Source organism: Acidovorax temperans (genome assembly GCF_028596105.1).
In the GTDB taxonomy this organism is placed as follows: domain Bacteria; phylum Pseudomonadota; class Gammaproteobacteria; order Burkholderiales; family Burkholderiaceae_C; genus Acidovorax; species Acidovorax temperans.
The window spans coordinates 1,926,896-1,945,070 of record NZ_CP117193.1 but is presented as its reverse complement, the minus strand read 5'-3'; the positions used below and the strand labels follow the sequence as shown (position 1 = coordinate 1,945,070).

Genomic DNA, 18,175 nt, shown 5'->3' with positions numbered 1-18,175 from the left:
TCAGAGCTTGCGCAGGCGCTCCAGCGCGGCGCGCAGGGTTTCGTCTTTTTTTGCAAAGCAAAAGCGCACCACGCGCTGGTCAAACCCATCGGCGTAGAAAGCCGAGAGGGGAATGGCAGCCACGCCCACCTCACGGGTGAGCCACTGGCAGAAATCGGCTTCGCCCAGATCGCTCACGTCTGAAATATCGACGCACTGGAAGTAGCTTCCGGTGCTGGGCAGCAGCTTGAAGCGCGAGCCTTGCAACCCCTGGCGGAACAGGTCGCGTTTGGCCTGGTAGAACGCAGGCAACTGCAGGTAGGGCGTGGGGTCTTGCAGGTAGGCGGCCAGGCCATGCTGCATGGGGGTGTTGACGGTGAACACGTTGAACTGGTGCACCTTGCGGAATTCGGCCGTCAGTGCTGCCGGTGCCGCCACGGTGCCCACTTTCCAGCCCGTGACGTGGAAGGTCTTGCCAAAGCTGGACACGATGAATGCGCGGGCGGCCAGGCCTGCAAAGCGTGCGGCGCTTTGGTGTTCGGCACCGTCAAACACCATGTGTTCGTACACCTCATCGCTGATGAGCAGGATGTCGGTGGGCGCGAGCAGGGCTTCGAGCTGGCGCATTTCCTCAGCCGTCCAGATGGTGGCGCTGGGGTTGTGCGGGCTGTTGATGATGATGGCCCGTGTGCGTGGCGTGATGGCAGCGCTGATCTTGGCAAAGTCGGGGCGGAAGGTGCCGGGCGTGAGGGGCACGCGCACGGCCTTGCCGCCTGCCAGCTCGATGTTGGGCACGTAGCTGTCGTAGCAGGGGTCGAGCACGATCACCTCATCACCCGCGTGCACGATGGCCAGGATAGCGGTGATGATGGCCTGCGTGGCCCCGGCGGTGATGGTGATTTCTGTGCCGGGGTGGTAGGCGCGGCCATGCAGTGCCTCGATCTTGCGTGCCACGGCTTCGCGCAGTGCGGGCACGCCGGGCATGGGCGGGTATTGGTTGTGGCCGGCCTTCATGGCCTGGGTGACGGCGTCCACCAGTTCAGGGGCGCATTCAAAGTCTGGAAAGCCTTGCCCCAGGTTGACGGCGTTGTACTCGGTGGCCAGGGCGGACATCACCGTGAAGATGGTGGTGCCCACATTGGGCAGCTTGCTGGGAAAGGCGGGCGTGCGGGCGGCAGAAGTGGCGTTGGTCATGGTGGGGCGGGTCAGAATTCGTAGTCGTTCACATGGCCGGTCATGGCCCGGGCGATCAGTTCACGGCTCAGGCGGTCGCTGAGCAGTTCGGCAAATTTATAGACGAAATTGCGCAGGTATGCGCCGCGCTTGAAGGCCACGCGGGCCACGCTTTGCCCAAACAGATGGCCCACGGGGCGCACCACCAGGTCGCCCAGCGGGTCGTCGCGCATGGCCATCTCGGCCACGATGCCAATGCCCAGGCCCAGGCGCACGTAGGTCTTGATCACGTCGGAGTCAATCGCCTCCAGCACGATGCGGGGCATGAGCTTGCGCGCGGCAAAGGCATGGTCGATCTTGCCGCGCCCGGTGAAGGAGGGGTGGTAGGTGATGAGGGCCTCGTGCGCCAGGTCGTCCAGGCCGATGCGTTCTTTCTGTGCCAGCGGGTGGCCGTTGGGGACCACCAGCACGTGCTGCCATTCATAGCAGGGCAGGGTGACGAGCTCGGGGTAGTCGGCCAGGGATTCGGTGGCCATGCCGATTTCGGCCACCTCGTCAATGATCATGCGGGCTACTTCGTGCGGTGTGGCTTGGTGCAGGCTGATATTGACCTTGGGGTAGGACTCGCGCAGGCGGGCCACGGGCACGGGCAGCACGTAGCGGGCCTGGGTGTGGGTGGTGGCAATGCTCAGGGTACCGCTGTCCTGGGCGCTGAACTGCTCACCGATGCGCTTGAGGTTGCCCACCTCGCGCATGATGATTTCGATGCTCTGCAGCACATGCTGGCCGGGCTCGGTGATGCGCTTGAGGCGCTTGCCGTGGCGGGCAAAGATGTCCACGCCCAGCTCTTCTTCTAGCTCAATGATGGCCTTGGACACGCCCGGCTGGGAGGTGTGCAGGGCTTTGGCAGCTTCGGTCAGATTGAGATTGCGGCGGGCGGCTTCTTGCACGAAGCGGAATTGGTGCAGGTTCATATCTGATGAAGGCTAAAGATTTGCATCATTATGCTTCATTCATCTAAAGAACTGACGCGGATTCGCCCAAGAGCGCAACCTGTAGCGCTGGCCGTATTGCGTTTCAGGCAGCGGGGCGTTCGCAGGCAATGTCGGCCATCAAGGCCGTCATGCGCGGGTCTTCGCCAATGGCGGGTTGCACATGAATGGCCACCTGGGGGTGGTTGTCCCGCAGTTGCTGCACCAGGACGGGCAGGTCTTCGCGGGCGTGCTTGCCGGTGCCCAGGAACATGGGCACCACGGTGACATGGGTTGCGCCTGCCTCTACCAGGCCTGCCACCGCTTGTGCCAATGGAGGCTCGCTCAGTTCCAGATAGGCGCAAACCACCGGGCGCGCTGGGTGGTCTGCCTTGATGCGCGCAGCCACTGCTTCAATGGGCGCGCGCCAGAGGGGATCGCGAGAGCCGTGCGAAAAAAGAACGACAGCAGAAGTGGGCTCGGTCATGGATGTGGAATCAAAGAATTAGCGCGCCAAAATGGGCTGCGCCTGGCTAGCGCCTTAGCACCAGCCAGCCAAAGGCGGCCAGTGACAACACAGAGTAAATGAGCCCCGGCGCGGCAGCGGTGAGCCAGGGAGACCAGTTTTGCAGGTTGCCGGCGTAGCCAAACACGTTGTTGAGCAAAAAGAAGCTGATGCCCGCCATGACGCCCCCGAAAACATAGCCTGCAATGCTGCCTGAGCGAAAGTGCAGGTATGCGAAGGGCAGCGCCAAAACCACCATGACCAGGCAGCTCAAGGGGTAGAAGACCTTGCGCCAAAACTCGATTTCATAACGCTGCGCGGACTGCCCGTTGTCGTCCAGATGGCGGATGTACTGGAACAGATCAAACGTCGCCATGCGGTCAGGCTTGAGCAGCGATGCGGCAATCATGTCGGCACTGATGTTGGTGGGCCAGCGCCACTCTGGCAGTTTTTGGTGCTCTACCTGGGCTTCATCCGCCGCGCGTTGGTGAAAGACGCTGCGCTGCACATCGCGCAGCACCCAGGCGGCGTCGTCCGAACCCTGCACTTGTCCTGTTGCTGCACGGGTTTGCGAGGCGATCTTGCCCTGCTCGTCAAACTCAAAGATGCGCACGTCGATCAGCCCGCCATCGGCGCCGATGGCACGCACGTTGACGGCGAAGGAGTGGTCGTCCTGGCGCGCCTTGAGCCACGCCCCGGTGGCACCCGAGCTGAGTTTGCCCAGGTGGCGCACCTTGATCAGCTGGGCCGCTTTGTCGGTGAGCGGAGCAAGGTAGTCACCCACAGCAAAGGTCAGCAGCACAAAGAAGCCACCCAGTGTGAGCAGCGTGCGCAATGCCAGCCAGGGGCCCATGCCGCTGGTGCGCATGATGGTGAATTCAGAGCTCTGCGCCAGGCGCGCCATCACAAAAATGGTGCCGATGAGCACGGTGATGGGCAGCAACTCATACAAATGGCTGGGAATGCTGAGCGCGACAAACAGCAGGGCATGGGACAGCTGGTAGCCGTCTGACCCCGTGCGGCCAATCCAGCGCAGTTCATCGACCAAATCGAAGAAAAAGAACAGGGCCAGAAAGCCCATCGTGACAAACGCAACCGCGAACACGGCTTCGCGGTGAATCATGCGGCGCAGGGTATTCAAGCGGGGCTCCTTTGTGCCCAAAGGCGGCGGGGCGTCCATTGGTTGTGCCGTATCGCCAACAAAAGCATGCCTGCTCCTAGCGTGCCGCCATGCAGCAGAGCCATGAACGGCACCAGACCCATGCGCCCAGAGCCCACCCAGCTTTGGCCCAGCGTCATGAGGTTGTAGTAAACAATGAAGGCAAACAGTGCCAGCACCATGCTGGTGCTGCGCGCGGCACGGGGGTTGGCGCTGGCCAGGGCCAGCCCCAGCACGACGAAATTGAGCGCAGCCAGTGCCAGCCCTACGCGCCAGCCCAACTCTGCCATGTGCACAGGCACGGGTTGCGCCAGCAGGGCAGGGGTCGAGCGGGTTTTGACAGAAAACTCTTCCGCTGCACCGGGCGGGGCTGAGCCGATGCGGGTCGAATATTCCTCAAATTCGCTGATCTTCAACCCCGGCTGGTTGCGGGTGGTTTCCAGCCGCTGGCCGTTACTGAGCACGGCAATCCGGTCTTCCCCACGAATTTCCATGCGGGCGCTGCGGGCGCTGGTCACGGTCTCTTTGTCACCCGTCGAGGTCGCGATGAAGATGTTGTTGCCCGCTTGTTCATCAGGAGTGTCCTTGTCGATGAAGAACACCCTGGTGCCGTTGGCCGATTCCTGGAATTCACCCGGGGCAATACGGTCAATGTCGCTGCGCCGCTCGTAACGTGTCTTCAGCTCCTGAATCTGTGTGTTGGACCAGGGCCATACCGCCAGCGACAGCACAGCGATGACAGCCATGACAGGCCAGGCGAATCGCAGCAAGGGGCGCAGCAAGCTGGCCAGGCCGCGCCCACTGGCAAACCAGATGACCATTTCGCTGTCGCGGTACATTCTGGAAAGGGTGCTGACCACCGCAACGAACAGGCTCAGGCTGAGAATGATGGGCAGCTGGCCGAGCACGGTGAACCCCATCACCAACATGACGTCTGAGGGATTGACGCTGCCACGGGAGGCCTGCCCGAGGGTGCGGATCAGCATCATGGTCATCACGACTGTGACCAGCACCACCAGCGTCGCGCCGAAGCTGCGCGCCAGCTCCTTGCGAATAGATGAATCGAATAACATTGGCTCGAAGGAAAACACCGATTATGAACTTTGATCTGAAGAAACTGGATTTGGAAGCGGCCGCCATCGAAAAATGCGACTTGCTGGCTATTTTGGTGCCAGAGGAGTTCAAGCCTGGCCGGGATGCGTTGTCGGCCCTGGTGGCGCAGGCGACCAAGCAGGGGGACTTCAGCGCCAAGGTTGGCAAACACCTGCAGTGCTACGGGACCCCGGCAGCGGCTGCAAAGCGCGTGGTGTTTCTCGGAACGGGTGACGGCTCGGCGCGCGCTGCGCGGCAAGCGGTGCTGTCTTTGTCTGGTTTGCTCAAAGGGCCTCAGATCAAGCGCATGGTGGTGGTGTCTGCATCGCCGCTGGCAGCTTCCCACGTCAGCATTGCGGTGCAGGCGGTGGCAGAGGCTAGCTATGTCTACACCACCACCAAGTCCAAAGCCGAAGCGCGCGCGCTGACCCGCTGTGTGGTGGGGGTAGCCGATGTGGCTGCAGCCCGTGCGGAATTTGATGCCGGAGTTGCGTTGGTCGCAGGTATTGAACTGGCCCGCGAATGGGGAAACCGGCCCGCCAATTACGCCACCCCCACCATGCTGGCCGATGCGGCCAAGGCTTTGGCCAAGCAACCCCGTGTGCAGTGCAAGGTGTACGGTCCGGCGGAAGTGGCCAAGCTGGGCATGGGCGCTTTCATGGCGGTTGCCCAAGGCACCGAACAACCCCTGCGCTTCATTGAACTGCACTACCGTGGTGCCGACAAGGATGTGCCTGCCGTCGTTTTAGTGGGCAAAGGCATTACCTTTGACACGGGCGGTATCTCCATCAAGCCTGCGGGCGAAATGGACGAGATGAAGTTTGATATGTGCGGGGCGGCCAGTGTGTTGGGGGTGTTCAAGGCACTGGCCGAGCTACAGCCCACATTGAACGTGGTGGGTTTGATCCCGGCGTGCGAAAACATGCCCGACGGCCGTGCAGTGAAGCCCGGTGACGTGGTCACCAGCATGAGCGGACAGACCATCGAGATTCTCAATACCGATGCCGAAGGACGCTTGGTGCTGTGCGATGCGCTCACCTATGCGGCGCGCTTCAAGCCTGCAGCGATCGTGGACATTGCGACGTTGACTGGCGCCTGTGTGATTGCGCTGGGCGGGGTGCGCAGCGGCTTGTATGCCAACCGTGATGAGCTGGCGCAAGCGCTGCACCAAGCCGGTGAAGCGTCTCTCGACCCGTGCTGGCGCATGCCCCTCGACGATGAATACGCCGAGGGACTCAAGAGCAATTTTGCCGACATGGGCAACGTGGCAGGGCGGGCTGGTGGCTCCATCACTGCTGCCAAGTTCCTGCAGAAATTTGTGGGCGACTTGCCTTGGGCACACTTGGATATCGCAGGCACGGCCTGGAAGGGCGGCGCAGCCAAGGGCTCCACGGGGCGCCCTGTGGGGCTGCTGCTGCAGTACCTGCTCGCTCACGCCAGCAACGCTGCTGCCACTGCCAAGTCCAAGCCTGCCGCCACAGTGCGCGCCAAGGCTGTCAAAACCGTGCGGCGGGCACCTTCTGCCAAGTAAGAAGAGATGACAGAGATTGCCTTCCACTTCAACGCCCCGGACAAGCTCGCCTATGCGTGCCGCTTTGCACGCAAGGCCCAGCGCGCGGGCGCCCGGTTGGTGATCCTTGCCCCACGGCCTGTGCTGACTGAGCTGGACCGCATGCTCTGGTCTTTTTCGCCGCAGGACTTTGTCGCCCATTGCTTTGCCGATGCTGATGAAGACCAACTTGCCGCCACCCCGGTCGTGCTGGCCAGCGAGCTGCACCAGGTTCCGCACCACGAAGTGCTTTTGAATCTGGATAGCCAGGTGCCGGCCGGTTTCGAGCGTTTCTTGCGTTTGATCGAGGTGGTGAGTTCGGTCGATGAGCAGGATCGGGGGCATGCTCGATTGCGTTGGAAGCAATACGCCTCTCGCGGCTATGCCATTGCCCGACATGACTTGGTGCTGAAAGGAGGTTGATATGGCAACCTCTACTCCGCGGGTGCCTCCGAAGTTTGTTCCAACCCTCACCGAAGTGGTGCAAGCACCTGTGGCTGGTGCCCCACGGCCTGCGGCTGCACCGGTCATGCCTCCAGCCTCCCCGGGGCCTGCAACCCGCCCTATAGCGCCAGTGCGGGCAGCCCCGGCCAGTGTGGTTGAGAGACCGCCAGTAATGCCCGCTGCAGTCCCTTCACCGGCGGCCACAAGCCCGCTGCCGCCCGCCCAGCGCATGCCGGATGGCGTCGAGGAATACATGATTCATCGCGTCATGCAGCGCGTGGATGTAGTGCTTGACCAAAGGTTGCGCGAGGCGATCGCCACGGTGGTGCAGGAGCAAACCAGATCGGTGCTTCCGCGGCTGCGCGAAGAAATCGAATCGGTGGTGCGCCACGCCGTATATGAAGCCGTTGCAGACGAGCTGGCATCGGGTCAAAAGTGACTTGGCGCAACGGTAACAGGGTAATCCCCTGTGGTTTCGCACTGCATTTAATCGTGTTCCCTAATGAGCTGGCCTGTAAATTGCGATATGTTCCACTGCGTTGAGACACAAGAACAATTCTCAGCGTTTACCTTTACTGGAGATTGATATGCAATTGAAGTTGAAACTGACCGTGGTTGCTGCTATCGCAGCTGTTGCCGGCGTTGCCTCTGCACAAGAGCAGGTGGTCAAGATCGGTCACGTGGCTCCTGTTTCCGGCGCCCAGGCTCACTACGGCAAAGACAACGAAAATGGCGCCCGCATGGCCATTGAAGAGTTGAACGCACAAGGTGTCACCATCGGCGGCAAGAAGATCAAGTTTGAACTGGTTGCTGAAGACGACGCTGCTGATCCGAAGCAAGGCACTGCCGCCGCTCAGAAACTGTGCGATGCCAAGGTTGCTGGCGTTGTGGGCCACTTGAACTCCGGTACCACCATCCCCGCATCCAAGGTTTATAACGACTGCGGCATTCCTCACATCACCGGCGCGGCCACCAACCCCAACCTGACCAAGCCCGGTTACAAGACCACCTTCCGTATCATTGCCAACGACAACGCACTGGGCGCTGGTCTGGCTTTCTACGCTGCCGACACCCTGAAGCTCAAGACTGTCGCCATCGTGGACGACCGTACTGCGTACGGCCAAGGCGTTGCTGACGTGTTCAAGAAGACCGCTGCAGCCAAGGGCATGAAAGTGGTTGACGAGCAGTTCACCACCGACAAGGCTACAGACTTCATGGCCATTCTGACTGCCATCAAGTCCAAGAACCCAGACGCCATTTTCTTCGGCGGTATGGATCCACAGGCTGGCCCTATGCTGCGCCAAATGGAACAGCTGGGTATGGGCAACGTCAAGTACTTTGGTGGTGACGGCGTCTGCACGTCCGAAATCGCCAAGCTCGCAGCGGGCGCCAAGACACTGGCCAACGTGGTTTGCGCCGAAGGCGGCTCTTCGCTGGACAAGATGCCCGGTGGCAAGGCTTGGAAGGCCAAGTACGATGCCAAGTACCCCAACCAGTTCCAGGTGTACAGCCCCTACACCTATGACGCGACCTTCCTGCTGGTTGACGCTATGAAGCGCGCCAACTCTTGGGACCCCAAGGTCTACACCCCTGAGTTGCTGAAGGCCAACTTCAAGGGCGTGACTTCCACGATCCAGTTTGAACCCAACGGCGAAATGAAGAACCCTGCCATCACCCTGTATGTTTACAAGGATGGCAAGAAGACTCCTCTGAACTAAAGCCTGTTCAGCGGTCTCGCTAAAAAGGCCTTCTGCTTGATGAAAGCAGAAGGCCTTTGTTCTTTGCGTTAACTGGTTTCAGTCCGCCACGCAGTGCCTCAGTAGCAGGGCATTTATCGGCGGACTTGCAAAGCCCCAGGGTTGACGATGTTGGTGGGCGTTCCCTTGATGAAGTTCACGACGTTGTCAAAAGCAGCGCCAAAGTACAACTCATAGCTGTCCTGCTCAACGTAGCCGATGTGCGGCGTGCAAATGCAGTTCTCCAGCCTGAGCAGCGCATGGCCTTGCAAAATGGGTTCGCTCTCAAAGACGTCCACGGCGGCCATGCCCGGGCGTCCTCGGTTCAGTGCCGCAATCAGGGCATCGGGCTCAATGAGTTCAGCGCGTGATGTATTCACCAGCAAAGACGTGGGCTTCATGCATGAGAGATCTTCGAGCGAGACGATGTTGCGGGTGTCATCATTCAAGCGCAGATGCAGGGAAATAACATCGCACTGGGCAAAAAACTCCTCACGGGTGCTGGCTGCTTGGTAACCATCGGTCAGCGCTTTCGCCCTCGAGGCTTCGCGCCCCCAGATTCGGACGTTCATACCAAACGCTCGCCCGTAGCCAGCCACCAGCTGTCCGATACGGCCGTAGCCCCAAATCCCCAGGGTCTTGCCTCGTAATACGCAGCCAATCCCAAAGTTGGGCGGCATAGACGCTGTTTTGAGGCCGGATTGCTGCCATGCGCCATGTTTGAGACTGGCAATGTAATGGGGTAGGCGGCGGCTGGCAGCCATGACCAGAGCCCAGGTCAGCTCGGCAGGCGCTACTGGCGAGCCCACACCTTCAGCGACCGCAATACCTCGCTCGGTGCAAGCCGTGACATCCACATGACTGCCGATCTTCCCGGTCTGGGCGATCAGCTTGAGTCGAGGGAGTTTCTCTATCAGCTGCCGGGTGATTTGGGTTCGCTCCCGGATCAGCACAATGATGTCTGCGTCCTTCAGCCGTACCGAAAGTTGGCCCAGTCCTTTGACGGTGTTGGTGTAGACCTTGGCTGTGTAGGCGTCTAACCGCGAGGCGCAATGCAGCTTGCGTACCGCGTCTTGGTAGTCGTCCAGGATAACGATATTCATCCCGATATTGTGCCTTGTTGAGCCCGCCGATTCCTTGCACGATGTCGCTTCGCAAACTCCATATGCAACGCGATGTAGCGGGTTGGCGGGCCATGGCCGCGTGCTCAGTCAGCGAGCTTGAATCATCCGTACGCCAGAGCGGCTTCTCTGGCCGCCATACGGTCCAGTTCAGCGCATACGTCTGCCATTCGTCCGGAGATCACTAGCTTGCCTTCATCTTTGCCGCCGCGTGAGTGAACGATTCGAAGAGGCTTGAGGGTCTGCTTTGAGCCTGCAGGGGCATCTTGCTCCGAAGGAGTGGCGAAGAGGTCTGCAGTCTCGCCTTTTTGAATCGGTTTGCTCGCCGCAACATACAAATGCCGACCTTTGCGTGTCGAAGTTTGCTTGCGGCGAGACACGGTGGTAGCCACAGCGTCTTGGTTGGCCAGGGTTAAGTGCACTTCCGTACGACTGGTGGCGAGTGTGGGCAATGGCTTGGGTGGCGCATCGCCATCGATCTCCTTGGAAGCGATGCCGATGTGCCTTTTGCTGCCCTTGAGCGACGACAACAAGCGCGTCACTGCGGCCAGCGGCTTATGGATGGATGAAAGGGGCGTGGTTCCATTTCCCATGTGAATTCTCCGAAACTCGGTGGACGAACATAGGCAGGATTGAAAACAACAGAATGTTCCAGGGATGGCGCAAGCAAACTTGCTGCGCCAAACGCCCGCCACCTGGAACCTGTGCACTGACCTTGTGCGTTACATCAGCATGGTGTTGCGAATCAGACCTACCGCCAGCCCCTCAATTTCAAACACTTCGCCCGGCTGGACTGTGATGACGGGGTAATCTGGGTTTTCAGGCAGCAGTTCAATGCCTTTGGTGGTGCGCTTGAGCCTTTTCACGGTGACTTCGTCGCCCAGACGCGCCACCACGATTTGACCGTTGCGCGCCTCTTTGGTCGCTTGAACAGCGAGCAGATCGCCGTCCATGATCCCCGCATCGCGCATCGACATGCCTCTGACTTTGAGGAGATAGTCAGGCTTGTGCTGGAACAGGCTGTTTTCCACGCAATAAGTTTGGTCCACATGTTCCTGCGCGAGAATGGGCGAGCCTGCGGCGACGCGTCCGATCAAGGGCAAAAACAATTGGGTTGCCTGCTGCAGGGGGTTGGCAAAGTGTTGCCCACGGGCGGCGTTGATGGCCCTGACGGTGTCATTGCGCAGGCGGATACCACGGGAGGTTCCACTGAGCAGTTCAATGACGCCTTTTCGGGCCAATGCTTGCAAATGCTCTTCAGCAGCGTTTGCGGATTTGAATCCTAGCTCTGTCGCAATTTCTGCCCGTGTGGGTGGGGCACCGGTTCGCGCTATTGCGTGCTGGATCAAGTCCAGAATCTGCTGCTGCCGGGCCGTGAGTTTGGGGTTGTCGAGCATGGCGGTGTGGGTAAGGGCGGGGTGGTTGATTACTGTTTTTTAATCCAGTAACTGTATTTTTGACCAGTTTTTTGGAGTGCGCAAGTGAGTAAGCAAAAAATCGTCGTTTTTGGCACGGGTGGCACGATTGCCGGCAAGGCGGCTTCCATGTCTGACAACGTGGGCTACAAAGCTGGTGAGGTCGCCATAGGCGAGTTGTTGGCGAATATTCCTGGCATGCAGGCGGCGTTGCGAGGCCACGAACTGGTTGCACAACAAGTTGCGCAGATTGATAGCAAGGACATGGATTTTGACGTGTGGCGTGCACTGGCAATGGGCTGCCGGGATGCGATGGCAGACCCCGAGGTGCGCGGTATTGTCATTACCCATGGCACAGACACGCTCGAAGAAACTGCTTGGTTTCTGCAGTGCATCTTGAGCCCCCAGAAACCCGTGGTGTTGACCAGCGCCATGCGTCCTGCCACGGCTTTGTCGCCCGATGGGCCGCAAAACTTGCTGGACGCTGTGGCTGTCGCCTTGGAGCCAGATGCCAGGGACGTGCTGGCTGTGGCTGCAGGCGCTATCCATGAAGCGCGCTGGGTTCACAAGGCGTTTCCCTACCGGGTCGATGCGTTCAGCTCTGGTGAGGCAGGGCCTTGCGGGTGGGTAGAAGAAGGCCAGGTGCGCTGGGTACGGCGCCCCTCAACGCAGGCCAATTCAACCCACACAGCACTGTTGAATGATCTGCCTGCGGCGCAGGGTTGGCCTTGGGTTGAGGTGGTGCTGAGCGCCGCGGGCGCAAGTGGCCGTGCGGTAGATGCCTTGGTAGACGCGCAGGTAAACGGCCTGGTGGTGGCTTCCACGGGCAATGGATCACTGCACCATGAATTGAAGGACGCGTTGCTGCGCGCGAGCGAGCGTGGTGTTCGCGTTGTCAAGGCAACCCGTTGCGGCCAGGGTCAGTCCTTGGTGGGGGATTTGGGGGACTTCCCCAGCTATGCCGGGCTCTCGCCCATCAAGGCAAGGGTGGCACTGTTGCTTGACTTGCTTGCAGAGCGGGGCGCTCAGAATTCCGGCGTTTGATCTCTGTCGTCACAGGCTGTGCTATCTCGCTACCGCCTTGTATCTACTGCTTTGACAGCGCAGACTTCTGAGGGCAAGAGCGCACCCCAATTGGGGCGACTGAACGTAAAAAGCCCCGGCAGGCTGGGTGCCTACTGGGGCTTTTGAGGGACGCCGTCCAGAGCAATGTGCAGAAGTGCCTGCTGCATCACCCCGGATGGCATGGCAGAACTCAGCTGCTCAGCGCTTCCAGCGCGCGCGCCGTGATCTCTTCGACGCTGCCGGTGCCGCTGATGGCACGGTACTTGGGAGCCTGCGATGGTTCGCTCTTGGCCCAGTTGCTGTAGTAGTCCACCAGAGGGCGGGTCTGGTCGCTGTACACCTGCAGGCGCTTCTTGACGGTTTCTTCCTTGTCGTCTTCGCGCTGGATCAGGTCTTCACCGGTCACGTCGTCTTTGCCTTCCACCTTCGGAGGGTTGAACTTGACGTGGTAGGTGCGGCCACTGGCGGGGTGGGAACGGCGGCCGCTCATGCGTTCGATGATGGCTTCGAACGGCACATCAATTTCCAGCACGTAGTCCAGTTTGACGCCGGCAGCCTTCATGGCATCGGCCTGGGGAATCGTGCGGGGGAAGCCGTCGAAGAGGAAACCCTTGGCGCAGTCGGGCTGGGCAATGCGCTCTTTCACCAGGTTGATGATCAGTTCATCGCTGACCAAGGCGCCTGCCTTCATCACGGCATCGGCCTGCAGGCCCAGTGGTGTACCTGCCTTGACTGCTGCGCGAAGCATATCGCCGGTAGAGATTTGCGGGATGCCGTACTTCTGGCAGATGAAGGTGGCTTGCGTGCCCTTTCCGGCGCCCGGCGCGCCCAGCAGAATCAGTCTCATGGAGGTCCTCAAGGTTAGAAATCGTGTGGCACGGCTAGCAGGGGCGCGGTGCAGCGTCCAGGATGCCGTGCTCTTGTGGCGGGCAAGGATAGCATGTGACAGCTTGGCTCTGGCTTACGCTTGGCACTTGCGCCACCCCTTGCACGCGGCTCAGTGGGCTTGGCCCTGCAATGCCAAAATAGCGCGGACTTTTTCGAGGTCTTCGGGGGTGTCCACGCCGGGGCCAGGGGCCGTGGCGGCAATGTGGACGGCAATGCGATGGCCGTGCCACAGGGCCCTGAGCTGCTCCAGAGCCTCGACGGTTTCAGTTGGGGCGGGAGATAACTGCGGGAACTGCCTCAGAAAACCAGCCCGGTAGCTGTAGATGCCAACATGGCGTAGCGGCGCAAAGCCCGCACAGGCGCTGCGCGTGGCAGGCGCCATCTGTTCGTCATGCCACCAGGCCATATCGGAATGGTCTCTGGACCACGGTATGGGCGCGCGGCTGAAATAGTGCGCCATGTTGCGGGCGTCCAGCACCACCTTCACCACGTTCGGGTTCAGGTAGTCGGCTTGCGAGGCGATGGGATGGGCGGCCGTGCCCATGCTGGCGTCGGTGTGTGCAGGCAGCAGCGCAGCCACTTCGTCAATCAACGCAGGGTCCATCAGAGGTTCGTCGCCTTGCACGTTGACGACGATGTCGTCACCCTGCAAGCCCAGCTGGGCGCAGGCCTGGGCGAGGCGGTCGCTGCCGCTGGCGTGGTCTTTGTCCGTCAGCAGGGCTTGCACGCCATGCTGCTGGCAGGCTTGCAGGATGAGTTCGTCGTCTGCCGCCACGACCACGCGCTCGGCCTTGCTTTGCTGTGCGCGTTGTGCCACACGCACCACCATGGGCAGGCCGGCAATGTCTGCCAGGGGTTTGTTGGGCAGGCGCGTCGATGCCAAGCGTGCCGGAATCAGCACGGTGAAAGCCGATGGACTGCTGGATGCGGGCGGCTGGACGCCGTGGCTCATGCCTCCAGCTCCTCGTCAGTCAGGGTGCGTGCCTCGTTTTCTAGCAACACGGGAATGCCATCGCGCACAGGGTAGGCCAGACGCGCGCTGCGGGAGATCAACTCTTGGGTCTCCTTGGCATAGGTCAATGGGCCTTTGGTGACTGGGCATACCAACAGTTCGAGCAGCTTGGGGTCCATGGCGGGCAATTCAGAGTCAGATTCGGGGCCGTGCGCTCAGCGCGCAGGCGGGGTGGTCGATGATAGCGGCGCCGCAAGCGCCAGCAATTGATCTTTCAGGCCCTGCAAAAAACGCGCGTCCAGCGCTAACTCCAGCGGTACTGCCAGTGCGTCGGGGTGCTTTTTCCACAGTTTGACGGCGTCTTTTTCGGTGCAAATCAGCACTTCAGCATTGCTGGGCAAGCGCGACCAGCTATCAAAATCATAGTGATCTGGCAGGGCTTCTGCCTGCGCCAGCGTCAGGCCGGCTTCCTCCAGCATGGCAAAAAAGGCACCCGGTTGGCCAATCGCTGCCACCGCATGCAGGGGGCGGCCACGCAGGGTGCTCAGTGCCACGGCTGTGCCGTCTGCCGCCACAGCGTGGTCGGCCAGGCGGCGATTGACGGCAAAGGCTGGAGCCTTTGAGCCGCCCTTGTTGCCACCAGTGGCGGCAGGCGGGTGAGGCGTGTCGCCCGCGTAAAGCACCCAGTCCACGGGGCGCGGCCAGGGTTCGCGCAGCGGGCCTGCGGGCAGTAAAAAGCCATTGCCTGTGCCTTGTGCGTTGAAGATGCAAATGTCGATGTCGCGTGCCAGTGCCAGGTGCTGCAGGCCGTCGTCACACACCAGCACGTTGGTGTCCGGGTGCTGCGCCAGCAGCGCACGCGCTGCCTCGATGCGCTGGCGGGCCACGTACACCGGCACTTGGCATTGGGTAGCGATCAGCAAGGGTTCATCACCGACTTCACTGGCCACAGCATGGGGCTGCACCGCGCGGCAGTCCGTGGTGGTACGGCCGTAGCCGCGCGATATGACGCCGGGGCGTAGCCCCTGACTCTGGAGATAGCGCACCAGCGCCATCACCACCGGGGTTTTGCCCGACCCTCCCGCCACCACATTGCCTACTACGATGACCGGCTTGCCGGGATGCAGGGAGCTAAGCACGCCTATCTTGTAGAGCGCTGCCCGCAATGCGATCAGGGCGCGGTAGAGCTGGGAGACGGGCCACAGCGCCCAGCTGCGCGGGTTGCGGCGCAGCCACATCGCTGGCCAGCCCTGCGGAGCACTGCCGGTGGCCTTGGTCTGCGCGGCCTGCCCAGGGGAAGGGGGCAAGGGCGGCTGCGTTGCCATGCCGCTCAGCGGCTGCCCGCGCGAGCGCCCGCGGTGGATTGCGTGGCGAAGGTGATCTGGGTCAGCCCTACGCGCCGGGCGGCTTCCATCACGGTGACCACGGACTGGTGGGGGGCCGTGGCATCTGCGCTGATGATCACGACGCTGTCTTTGCCGGCACTGGCAGCGCTGCGCAGCGCCAGGGCCACGGCGTCCACGCTTTTGCCTTCGACGCCGGTTTTGTTCACGGCGTAGCGGCCATCGGCCGCCACCGCCACGATGACTTCCTTGGGGTGGTCGCGCTGCTGCTCGGCATCGGCCACGGGCAGGGTCAGCTGCAGTTCGGTGAATTTGCTGTAAGTGGTGGTCAGCATCAGAAAGATGAGGATCACCAGCAGCACGTCGATGAACGGGATCAGGTTGATCTCGGGCTCATCCTTCGCACGGGGGCGGAAGTTCATGGGCATACCCCGCGCTGCTTACTTGCGGTGGCGCAGGATGTGGCGCACAAACTGCTCAGACGCCAGCTCCAGGGTCAGCAGGTAGGCATCCACGCGGCCACGGAAGTAGCGCCAGAAGATCAGCGCAGGGATGGCGACAATCAGACCGAAGGCGGTGTTGTACAGGGCAATGGAGATACCGTGCGCCAGCTGCGCAGGGTTGCCGCTGCCCATGGCACCGGTTCCGCCCGTTTGCGAGCCAAAAATCTCGATCATGCCGATGACGGTGCCCAGCAAGCCCAGCAAAGGCGCTGCAGAGGCGATGGTGCCCAGCGCGCTCAGGTACTTTTCAAGCCGGTGGGCCACGGCGCGGCCGCTGCCTTCCATGGTGGCGCGCAGGTCGGCTTCGCTGCACTGGGGGTTGTTGTTGAGCGCGCGCAGCCCGGAAGCCAGCACCTCACCCAGCGCAGAGCTTTGGGCCAGCTGGTTCACCACGTCGGGCGTGGGCAGCGAACGCGACGAAACGGTGATGGCTTCATCCAGCAGCTTCGGGGGCGCGATGCGCGCTGTTTTCAGAGAGATGAAGCGCTCGCAAATCAAGGCCAGCGCCAGGACAGAGCAGGCAATAAGGGGCCAGATGGGCCAGCCTGCGGCTTGTATGATGGACAGCAATTCTCTCTCCGCTCAGGTGTAGTCAGCCGGCAATTATGGCCCACGTGGCTCGCGCTTTGAGGTCACAAACCGTTACGAGAAATCTGCCAGTCTGGCATGCGCTACTCGCTCACAAAATCTGTGGATAACTTTGTGGGTAAGCGGGTGGGTATCCCACTTGAACCCGCGCCAATCCGTGCTTGGAACAGATTGCTGAAAAATTGAACAGCAAAAATGCCTTATAAATCAATAACTTGTACGTGCCTTCTTGTTTTGCGCGGTGTGGGTGTCTCGGGTCCATGTTGCACTGCCGCACGCCCCGAGCTGTGGAGTACAGACCCTGCAGGCGTTCTGTCAACCCCAGGGCTGGACGATGTTTGAGTCGCCACAGCCCGCAGCGGCGCCGCGTATCTGGGAAGTTGGCGCGCTGTGCCGCGCCATTGCTGATGCGCTGGAGGCCCGGTTCAACCCTGTCGCGGTGCGCGGCGAGATCACCGGCTTCTCACGCGCATCCAGCGGGCATTGCTACTTCTCGATCAAGGACGCCAACGGCCAGTTGCGCTGCGCCATGTTCCGCCGGGCGGCAGGCCTGCTTGACTTTTCGCCGCGCGACGGGGAACTGGTGGAAGTGCGCGGGCGCCTGGGGGTGTACGAGGCCCGGGGCGATCTGCAGTTCATCGTTGAAAGCATGCAGCGCGCGGGGCAGGGCGCTTTGTTTGAGCAGTTCCTGCGCCTCAAAGCCCAGCTCGAAGGTGAAGGCCTGTTCGACCCGCGGCGCAAACGCCCGTTGCCGGTGCAGCCACGGGGCATCGGTTTGATCACCTCGCTGGGCGCAGCCGCCTTGCACGATGTGGTGACAGCCCTGCGGCGCCGCGTGCCGCACATCCCCGTGGTGCTCATCCCTGCGCAGGTGCAGGGCGCTGCAGCGCCCCAATCCATGGTGACGGCACTGCGGCAGATGTACGCATTGGCCGAAGGCGAAGCCTCGGCAGACGGCGGAACAACGCCTGTGGTGGACGTGATCTTGCTGGTGCGCGGCGGTGGGTCGATGGAGGACTTGTGGGCCTTCAACGACGAGCAACTGGCGCGCACCATTGTGCAAAGCCCGGTGCCGCTGGTCAGCGGGGTGGGGCACGAGACCGATTTCACCATTGCCGACTTTTGCGCCGATCTGCGCGCGCCCACTCCCACGGCCGCCGCCGAACTGGTGGCCCAGCCCCGCGAGGTGTGGCTGGGCGCCCTCGATTTGCTGGCCGACCGGCTGGAGAGCGCCGTGCAGCGCCAGATTGACCTGCGCCACCAGCGCCTGGACCAGGCTGCGCAGCGGCTGGGGCGCCCATCGGGCCTGGCTGCGCGCGAGCAGTTGCGCCTGGCCCGCTGCGCGCAGCGCCTGCGGCACGGAATGCTATTGAATTTGGAGCGCCTTGCGCTGAAGAATAAAGCGCTGGAGGCCGATTTTGCTCAGAAAACGGCGCGCCACATCGCCCTGCAGTCAGACCGGCTGGAACGCGCCCGCATGCAGTTGGAGCTGCTGAACCCGCACCTGGTGCTGCAGCGCGGCTATGCGCTGCTGACCGACAGCCACGGCCACGCGGTGACCAGTGTGGGCCAGGCCCGCCTGGGCGATGCCTTGCGCGCCACGCTGGCAGACGGGGTGCTGGACGTGACCGTGGACCACCCCCGCCTGCTGTAACGCGCTGCAGCCTTGATTGCGCCGTGCTTGACGGGGGA

The 18,175-nt window shown here is 61.6% G+C and carries 20 protein-coding genes; 6 read left to right on the top strand and 14 right to left on the bottom strand.

What is annotated here, in order from left to right; translation table 11 throughout:
* The 5 genes from PQV96_RS09320 to lptF all read right to left on the bottom strand — a co-directional run bounded on the left by PQV96_RS09320 (position 1) and on the right by lptF (position 4,860).
* Complete coding sequence (locus PQV96_RS09320; RefSeq protein ID WP_207374105.1) at positions 1-1,173, bottom strand: pyridoxal phosphate-dependent aminotransferase; 1,173 nt, start codon at positions 1,171-1,173, stop codon at positions 1-3.
* Between the two features lie 11 nt (positions 1,174-1,184).
* On the bottom strand, positions 1,185-2,126 hold the full coding sequence (locus PQV96_RS09315; protein WP_207374106.1) for a CysB family HTH-type transcriptional regulator: 942 nt from the start codon (positions 2,124-2,126) through the stop codon (positions 1,185-1,187).
* A gap of 103 nt (positions 2,127-2,229) precedes the next feature.
* Complete coding sequence (locus PQV96_RS09310; protein ID WP_198845661.1) at positions 2,230-2,610, bottom strand: sirohydrochlorin chelatase; 381 nt, start codon at positions 2,608-2,610, stop codon at positions 2,230-2,232.
* A gap of 46 nt (positions 2,611-2,656) precedes the next feature.
* Complete coding sequence (lptG, locus tag PQV96_RS09305) at positions 2,657-3,769, bottom strand: LPS export ABC transporter permease LptG (RefSeq protein WP_066694328.1); 1,113 nt, start codon at positions 3,767-3,769, stop codon at positions 2,657-2,659.
* On the bottom strand, positions 3,766-4,860 hold the full coding sequence (gene lptF, locus PQV96_RS09300) for an LPS export ABC transporter permease LptF (protein WP_044394807.1): 1,095 nt from the start codon (positions 4,858-4,860) through the stop codon (positions 3,766-3,768). The genes lptG and lptF overlap by 4 nt, the downstream gene beginning before the upstream one ends.
* Before the next feature lie 23 nt (positions 4,861-4,883).
* Between lptF and PQV96_RS09295 the strand changes: the two genes are divergently transcribed.
* The 4 genes from PQV96_RS09295 to PQV96_RS09280 all read left to right on the top strand — a co-directional run bounded on the left by PQV96_RS09295 (position 4,884) and on the right by PQV96_RS09280 (position 8,590).
* On the top strand, positions 4,884-6,410 hold the full coding sequence (locus PQV96_RS09295) for a leucyl aminopeptidase (RefSeq protein WP_207374109.1): 1,527 nt from the start codon (positions 4,884-4,886) through the stop codon (positions 6,408-6,410).
* Positions 6,411-6,416: 6 nt separating this feature from the next.
* Entirely contained in the window at positions 6,417-6,851 is a 435-nt protein-coding gene (locus PQV96_RS09290; RefSeq protein ID WP_207374110.1) for a DNA polymerase III subunit chi, read from the top strand.
* Between the two features lie 193 nt (positions 6,852-7,044).
* The gene (locus tag PQV96_RS22320) at positions 7,045-7,311 is read left to right on the top strand and encodes a hypothetical protein (protein WP_337931933.1); all 267 of its coding nucleotides are present in this window, start codon (positions 7,045-7,047) and stop codon (positions 7,309-7,311) included.
* Positions 7,312-7,459: 148 nt separating this feature from the next.
* A complete protein-coding gene (locus PQV96_RS09280) occupies positions 7,460-8,590 on the top strand; it encodes a branched-chain amino acid ABC transporter substrate-binding protein (protein WP_207374112.1) in 1,131 nt (376 codons plus the stop codon).
* Between the two features lie 113 nt (positions 8,591-8,703).
* Here PQV96_RS09280 and PQV96_RS09275 read toward each other — a convergent pair whose 3' ends face one another.
* The 3 genes from PQV96_RS09275 to lexA form a co-directional block, all read right to left on the bottom strand.
* Positions 8,704-9,711 carry a D-2-hydroxyacid dehydrogenase family protein gene (locus PQV96_RS09275; protein WP_207374113.1) on the bottom strand — a complete coding sequence of 336 codons (1,008 nt, stop codon included), beginning with the start codon at positions 9,709-9,711 and terminating at the stop codon, positions 8,704-8,706.
* A 122-nt stretch (positions 9,712-9,833) separates the two neighbouring features.
* Complete coding sequence (locus tag PQV96_RS09270; protein WP_207374134.1) at positions 9,834-10,322, bottom strand: hypothetical protein; 489 nt, start codon at positions 10,320-10,322, stop codon at positions 9,834-9,836.
* 129 nt (positions 10,323-10,451) lie between these two features.
* Positions 10,452-11,126, bottom strand: a complete 675-nt coding sequence (gene lexA / locus PQV96_RS09265) for a transcriptional repressor LexA (protein WP_044394796.1) — start codon at positions 11,124-11,126, stop codon at positions 10,452-10,454.
* Between the two features lie 84 nt (positions 11,127-11,210).
* On the opposite strand from lexA, the gene PQV96_RS09260 reads away from it, so the two are divergent.
* On the top strand, positions 11,211-12,188 hold the full coding sequence (locus tag PQV96_RS09260) for an asparaginase (RefSeq protein WP_207374114.1): 978 nt from the start codon (positions 11,211-11,213) through the stop codon (positions 12,186-12,188).
* Between the two features lie 211 nt (positions 12,189-12,399).
* On the opposite strand, the gene adk is transcribed toward PQV96_RS09260, so the two are convergent.
* The 6 genes from adk to PQV96_RS09230 all read right to left on the bottom strand — a co-directional run bounded on the left by adk (position 12,400) and on the right by PQV96_RS09230 (position 16,465).
* Positions 12,400-13,056 carry an adenylate kinase gene (gene adk / locus PQV96_RS09255; protein ID WP_207374115.1) on the bottom strand — a complete coding sequence of 219 codons (657 nt, stop codon included), beginning with the start codon at positions 13,054-13,056 and terminating at the stop codon, positions 12,400-12,402.
* A 150-nt stretch (positions 13,057-13,206) separates the two neighbouring features.
* Positions 13,207-14,049 (bottom strand): 3-deoxy-manno-octulosonate cytidylyltransferase, encoded by an 843-nt coding sequence (gene kdsB / locus PQV96_RS09250; RefSeq protein ID WP_273625082.1) that lies wholly within the window; start codon positions 14,047-14,049, stop codon positions 13,207-13,209.
* The gene (locus PQV96_RS09245) at positions 14,046-14,228 is read right to left on the bottom strand and encodes a Trm112 family protein (protein ID WP_044394786.1); all 183 of its coding nucleotides are present in this window, start codon (positions 14,226-14,228) and stop codon (positions 14,046-14,048) included. The genes kdsB and PQV96_RS09245 overlap by 4 nt, the downstream gene beginning before the upstream one ends.
* Before the next feature lie 36 nt (positions 14,229-14,264).
* On the bottom strand, positions 14,265-15,287 hold the full coding sequence (lpxK, locus tag PQV96_RS09240) for a tetraacyldisaccharide 4'-kinase (RefSeq protein WP_207374133.1): 1,023 nt from the start codon (positions 15,285-15,287) through the stop codon (positions 14,265-14,267).
* A 92-nt stretch (positions 15,288-15,379) separates the two neighbouring features.
* Positions 15,380-15,814, bottom strand: coding sequence for an ExbD/TolR family protein (locus tag PQV96_RS09235; RefSeq protein WP_066783920.1), 435 nt, complete (start codon positions 15,812-15,814; stop codon positions 15,380-15,382).
* Positions 15,815-15,832: 18 nt separating this feature from the next.
* A complete protein-coding gene (locus tag PQV96_RS09230) occupies positions 15,833-16,465 on the bottom strand; it encodes a MotA/TolQ/ExbB proton channel family protein (RefSeq protein ID WP_044394778.1) in 633 nt (210 codons plus the stop codon).
* A gap of 352 nt (positions 16,466-16,817) precedes the next feature.
* Here PQV96_RS09230 and xseA point away from each other — a divergent pair, with 352 nt between their 5' ends.
* Positions 16,818-18,137, top strand: a complete 1,320-nt coding sequence (xseA, locus tag PQV96_RS09225) for an exodeoxyribonuclease VII large subunit (RefSeq protein WP_273625081.1) — start codon at positions 16,818-16,820, stop codon at positions 18,135-18,137.
* The last annotated feature ends 38 nt before the right edge of the window (positions 18,138-18,175 follow it).

Coding starts and splice junctions, on each gene's coding strand:
- adk (WP_207374115.1), bottom strand. CDS start 13,056: ATGAGACTGATTCTGCTGGGCGCGCCGGGCGCCGGAAAGGGCACGCAA.
- PQV96_RS22320 (WP_337931933.1), top strand. CDS start 7,045: ATGCCCGCTGCAGTCCCTTCACCGGCGGCCACAAGCCCGCTGCCGCCC.
- lptF (WP_044394807.1), bottom strand. CDS start 4,860: ATGTTATTCGATTCATCTATTCGCAAGGAGCTGGCGCGCAGCTTCGGC.
- PQV96_RS09275 (WP_207374113.1), bottom strand. CDS start 9,711: ATGAATATCGTTATCCTGGACGACTACCAAGACGCGGTACGCAAGCTG.
- PQV96_RS09315 (WP_207374106.1), bottom strand. CDS start 2,126: ATGAACCTGCACCAATTCCGCTTCGTGCAAGAAGCCGCCCGCCGCAAT.
- lexA (WP_044394796.1), bottom strand. CDS start 11,126: ATGCTCGACAACCCCAAACTCACGGCCCGGCAGCAGCAGATTCTGGAC.
- PQV96_RS09320 (WP_207374105.1), bottom strand. CDS start 1,173: ATGACCAACGCCACTTCTGCCGCCCGCACGCCCGCCTTTCCCAGCAAG.
- xseA (WP_273625081.1), top strand. CDS start 16,818: ATGTTTGAGTCGCCACAGCCCGCAGCGGCGCCGCGTATCTGGGAAGTT.
- PQV96_RS09270 (WP_207374134.1), bottom strand. CDS start 10,322: ATGGGAAATGGAACCACGCCCCTTTCATCCATCCATAAGCCGCTGGCC.
- PQV96_RS09245 (WP_044394786.1), bottom strand. CDS start 14,228: ATGGACCCCAAGCTGCTCGAACTGTTGGTATGCCCAGTCACCAAAGGC.
- kdsB (WP_273625082.1), bottom strand. CDS start 14,049: ATGAGCCACGGCGTCCAGCCGCCCGCATCCAGCAGTCCATCGGCTTTC.
- PQV96_RS09235 (WP_066783920.1), bottom strand. CDS start 15,814: ATGAACTTCCGCCCCCGTGCGAAGGATGAGCCCGAGATCAACCTGATC.
- PQV96_RS09280 (WP_207374112.1), top strand. CDS start 7,460: ATGCAATTGAAGTTGAAACTGACCGTGGTTGCTGCTATCGCAGCTGTT.
- PQV96_RS09290 (WP_207374110.1), top strand. CDS start 6,417: ATGACAGAGATTGCCTTCCACTTCAACGCCCCGGACAAGCTCGCCTAT.
- lpxK (WP_207374133.1), bottom strand. CDS start 15,287: ATGTGGCTGCGCCGCAACCCGCGCAGCTGGGCGCTGTGGCCCGTCTCC.
- PQV96_RS09310 (WP_198845661.1), bottom strand. CDS start 2,610: ATGACCGAGCCCACTTCTGCTGTCGTTCTTTTTTCGCACGGCTCTCGC.
- PQV96_RS09295 (WP_207374109.1), top strand. CDS start 4,884: ATGAACTTTGATCTGAAGAAACTGGATTTGGAAGCGGCCGCCATCGAA.